The sequence below is a fragment of the Fervidicella metallireducens AeB genome, from assembly GCF_000601455.1.
Lineage (GTDB): Bacteria > Bacillota > Clostridia > Clostridiales > Caloramatoraceae > Fervidicella > Fervidicella metallireducens.
This window is the reverse complement of sequence record NZ_AZQP01000117.1, coordinates 1-1,639: the sequence shown is the minus strand read 5'-3', so window position 1 is coordinate 1,639 and position 1,639 is coordinate 1. Positions and strand designations below refer to the sequence as shown.

General features: G+C 27.0%; 2 protein-coding genes. Both read left to right on the top strand.

Annotated features, from left to right (window positions below; translation table 11 throughout):
* Positions 1-267 precede the first annotated feature (267 nt).
* On the top strand, positions 268-762 hold the full coding sequence (locus Q428_RS14735; protein ID WP_051515193.1) for a ScoMcrA-related endonuclease: 495 nt from the start codon (positions 268-270) through the stop codon (positions 760-762).
* A complete protein-coding gene (locus Q428_RS14730; protein ID WP_051515192.1) occupies positions 746-1,504 on the top strand; it encodes a hypothetical protein in 759 nt (252 codons plus the stop codon). The genes Q428_RS14735 and Q428_RS14730 overlap by 17 nt, the downstream gene beginning before the upstream one ends.
* Positions 1,505-1,639 lie beyond the last annotated feature (135 nt).

Genomic DNA, 1,639 nt, shown 5'->3' with positions numbered 1-1,639 from the left:
TTTTGTAGTGCAAATCAACTTGGAGGCGAGGGGAAACAAATATATAAAGTTGTGTTTGGAAAAGAAGGAAAATATGTGGATATGTAGAACTAAGTTAATAGGACTTTTGGTTAATGTTTTTTATAAAGAATAAATTAATATTTAAGCAATGTGAAGATAGGGCTAAATAATCAACATAAAAAAATTGAGTTTCTGTGCCTATTATATTGACATAAATTTATTATTTGAGAGTTTAGATAATTAAATAATAGAAAGGAATAGAGAAAAATGAAAAAAACTAATTGGAAAAACGTAACAAGAGAACATGTAATAAAGGCAATAGAAATTTTCTTGTCTGAAAACTCATATTTTCCTCAACCAAAGAATACATTTCTTATATATAATGGTAATAAGCTCCCTGCTAAACATATACGTGGTATTGCTTACAAAGTAGCATTTGGAAAAGAAATCAGTAAAAATGACTATACTGGTGGTATAGAGACAGTACGGTTTTTTGAAAAATTAGGATTTGAGGTTTTATATACAGGTAAATCAGAAAATGATGATAAGAAAGATATAAAAACAAAAAAATTAACGCAAGAAAATAAAATAGTAGATTCAAATAAAGCTACATATATGAAAAATGATTCAAAAGAAACAATAAAAATTTCAACAAAAGATGTAATAGAACAAAAAAATGCATTACAACTTTTGTTAAACAAAATTTTCAATGGAGACATTGTGTGCGAAAAGACATTTTTCATGGATGAAAACGCCAGATAAGATTGAAACAGATTATGAAAATTTATATAAAGCTTTATATAAATACTGTGGAGATAAAGATTTTTTGAAAAAGAATGTTAAATTAAGGTGCGATTTTGTGTGTGAGAGCGAAAAATTAATTATTGAATATGATGAAAGGCAGCATTTTTCAGAAGCAAGAAAAATATCGTTATTAGCTTACCCTGACGTTACATTGTATTATGATAAACAATTATGGATAAGAACTTGTGATGAAATAAAAGCAAAAGATAGAAATCCTGTTAATAGAGATACAGTAAGGGCTTTTTATGATAGTATAAGAGATATAGAATCTAGTAAACATGGATATAAATTAGTGAGAATAATGCATGGCCAGATAGATTTCAAATCAGAAGGTGCAGAAGAAAGGTTAAGAGAACTATTGAATAAAAAATCATTTACAAAAAGAAACTGTAAGGGAAATTATCGCAGTGGCCTAAAAATAGGATTATATCTTCAAACAGATGAACTTAAAAACAAAGTTGATTTTGAAAAAGCTATTGAGGTTGTAAAGAAATCAGATTTTGATATTTTTGTTTTACCAGAGTTTTGCTATTGTCCTTTTATATCTCTTTTAATAAATTCAGATATACTTATTAAAGAAGATGTAGATAGTATTTTTAATGCTTGCCTCGACTTAAGTAAAGAAATAGGAAAAGCAGTTATTATAAGCAGTGTAGATAAATATGGCACTATTTTTGAGTATGTAAATAATTTTGTGTAAAGTGATTTAAGTATCTCCTTCTTGGCAAGAATTAAGAGAAAAGGACAAGGAGGAGATTTTTAATGTCACTTTTATCAAAAGCACAACTAAAAGAATTTATTAAAGAAAATAACATCACAAGTGTAGCTGGAATTC

What these genes read in the sequence shown, in the direction of transcription:
- Q428_RS14735 (WP_051515193.1), top strand. Translation starts at nt 268, where the DNA reads ATGAAAAAAACTAATTGGAAAAACGTAACAAGAGAACATGTAATAAAG.
- Q428_RS14730 (WP_051515192.1), top strand. Translation starts at nt 746, where the DNA reads ATGAAAACGCCAGATAAGATTGAAACAGATTATGAAAATTTATATAAA.